General features: G+C 44.2%; 2 protein-coding genes. Both read right to left on the bottom strand.

Annotated elements, in window-relative coordinates; genetic code table 11:
- Positions 1–32: 32 nt before the first annotated feature.
- Positions 33–671 (bottom strand): ABC transporter substrate-binding protein, encoded by a 639-nt coding sequence (locus NIES1031_RS23070; protein WP_143167858.1) that lies wholly within the window; start codon positions 669–671, stop codon positions 33–35.
- A gap of 22 nt (positions 672–693) precedes the next feature.
- A complete protein-coding gene (locus NIES1031_RS23065) occupies positions 694–2,862 on the bottom strand; it encodes a TonB-dependent siderophore receptor (protein ID WP_236738965.1) in 2,169 nt (722 codons plus the stop codon).
- Positions 2,863–3,001: the final 139 nt, after the last annotated feature.

Below are 3,001 nucleotides of genomic sequence, written 5' to 3'. Positions count from 1 at the left end.
GAAGTTTAAAACCATTCCTCTTCCTGCTTAAATCATTCAACTTTCAGCAACGCCTCGCTATAAGCCATCATAAGCTGGTTTGCGACATCTGTCATACCAAGCGTTTCTGCATTATGCATGAGGATATCTTTCCACTGTCCGCTGCTTGCAAAGTCAAACAAAATAGTAGGGGCAATTTGCATAAGCTGTGAGTATATCTTTTTATCTTCGGTAAGCCCTAAAATCAAGTCTGGTTTAAGCGTAAGAATTTTTTCCAGGCTTGGTTGAGTGAAGTCGCCAACTGTCTCAATATTTAATAAACTATCTCGCAAATAGTCTCGATCCTCCAGCCAATCTGAAGACGCAGCAACTCCTACAGGCTGTATTCCAAACGCCAAAACATTTTCGAGTGAGAATGGGTCAATCGTTACCACACGCTGAGGATTAAGAGGAACACAGGTTTTGCCCATAGCGTGTTCAACGATTCGACAATCTGATTGAAGTGGTGAATTAGAGACGCTATTTGATGAAAAATTGTTATCACAGGCTGAAACCAGACAAAGAACCAGGGCGATCAAAATCAGTAAATGGAACGAGAAATACTTAAAAAAAACGCCAGAAACAAGGAAGTGAGTAGCTTGTCTAAAATTTTGCACCCACAGAATTTTTTTACTGCTCGGCAGAAAATTCACAGTTTCTCTTGCTCCTAACTCTTCAGAAGGTTACTGAGACTGAACCAACAATGGTAAAAGGTGCGCCTGGAGTAATTCGCGCTCGATCATCGACAGCTTCAATATAGTCAATATTAAAGAGATTCCTAAAATTGATGCCTGCTCGCCAGTTGTCTCGCCGATAAAAAAGACTGGCATCTGTACGGAGATAACTTGGAACACTGAAAGAATTATCGAAGTCTTGTCGTTTGCCCACAAAAAATAATCCTAACCCAAAGCCCAACCCTTGCAAATCTCCGCTTTGAATTTCGTAGGTTGACCATAAGCTGGCAGTATGTTCTGGTACACCTGCCAATCGATTTCCTTCTAATAAACTGCCTTCATCCTCAGTCACCTCAGCATCTGTGTAAGCATAAGAGGCAATTATATTCCAACCAGGAAGAATTTCGCCAATCACATCTAATTCAATTCCCTGGCTTCTCTGCTCTCCAGTTGCAATACTGAAGTCTGGGTTATCTGGGTCTGTAGCCGCGATGTTAGTTTTAGTCAGGTAATAGGCTACCAGGTTGGTTGTCAGTCTACCCTCAAGAAACTCGCCTCTAACACCAACTTCATATTGCGTGCCGCGTGTAGGTTCAAGAATGTCTCCTTCGACGGTTGTGCCAAAGTTTGGGGCAAAGGAGCGACTGAAGCTAGCGTACAGGGAAAGCGGTTCGATGGGTTGATAGACAATCCCGATCCGGGGAGAAAATGCCTCATCTTGTTGTTGGTCAGTTGTGTCTGAGAGAACATCTCCAGCAGAAACACTCGTAAAGAAAGAATCTTGATCCACGATGTCAAAACGTCCACCTACGAGTAGCTTTAAATTATCTAGCAACGTAATCTGATCTTGCAGATAAAGTCCAAAAGCCTGTAGTGTTCCCCCGAACAAACTCTGATTTTCATCTCTAAGCTCAGAGCGGCTGGGTCTAGGAGTACCATAAACTGGGTCAAAAATATTGATGATGCTGCGCTCAAGCGCGGAGCGATTATCAAAGTCATTCGTTTCTCTGGAAAAATCAATTCCCAATAAAAGTGAATGCTCGATCGAACCTGTAGAGAACTCGCCTACAAGATTGGTTTGCAGGGTATAGCCTGCAACTGTACCGTTTTGATCATCAACGCTTCTCGCCAGATCGCCCGTTTCTTCATTCAGATCGCCCCTATTTTGAAACGCTCTCGTGGTGCGTTCTGTTGAGATATAGCGAAAGACGTTCCGGAGTTGCCAGTTTCTACTGAATCGATGTTCCAGGCGATAACCCGCTACATATTGTTCTCTGATATTAATATCATCAGGTTCACCCAAAATCCGCTCAAATGGGATATCGGCAATCTGATCGCCAATAGCAGCTAAGCCGCGATCAAAGGGGCGTTCATCATAGAGGTACTCAAAGTTTAAGGCTAAATCTGTGTTGTCAGTAATAGCTAAACTTAGCACAGGAGCAACAAAAATTCGCTCAATTCCTTGCTCAAACTCACGGAAATCATCAGCAGTTTGATAAACCGCGTTTAGTCGGTAAAGTATCGTGCCGTCTGAGTTGAGTGGACTGGAAAAATCAATGCTAGGACGAAGAAATTCAAAATTTCCAGCTTGAAGTTCAACTTCATAAGACGGAAAAGCGAGAGGTTGCTTTGTGACAACATTGACAATACCGCCTGGCTCAAGGGTGCCATACAAAACAGATGCTGGACCTTTGAGCACTTCTACCCTTTCTATGTTTGCGATTTCTCTGAAACTGCTATTCAGACCTAAATTAAAAGTACCGAGTTCAATACCGTCTAACAGAATGTTGTTCGTTTGGAAACCCCGAATCAAAAATGCATCACCACTATTACCAAAATTACTGCCTTCGACCACTCCGCTCACATTGCGGGTCGCTTCTCGGAGCTGAATGACTTGCTGGTCTGTTAATACCTGCTGAGGAATTACCTGGATTGATTGAGGAATATCACGTAATGGCGTATTGGTTCGGGTGGCAGTTGTTGCATCAGAGCGGTTGTAGCCCTCATGTTGTTCCCCCGTTACCACCACTTGAATCGCCTCTTCATTGGATTCTGCTACCTCTGTTCCAGGCGTAACTGCCAACACTAGCCCTAATGCTTCCGCACTCAGATTGGCAGTTGGCGGCGCATCTGTTCCTGTAATGGATACCCGCACTCTACCGGCCAGCACACTCGTCACGCTCACCAGTGCAATGCCCTCAGTCGGATATGCCTGCTGAAACACATCCCCATTTGGCAATGCCAACACCGCATTATACCAAGTTGCGGTCTAACAAAGTATTCTTAGATGAGGAAAAAAAGTTAGAGAG

The sequence above is a fragment of the Chroogloeocystis siderophila 5.2 s.c.1 genome, assembly GCF_001904655.1.
Classification (GTDB): domain Bacteria; phylum Cyanobacteriota; class Cyanobacteriia; order Cyanobacteriales; family Chroococcidiopsidaceae; genus Chroogloeocystis; species Chroogloeocystis siderophila.
This window is presented reverse-complemented; position numbering and strand designations above follow the sequence as displayed.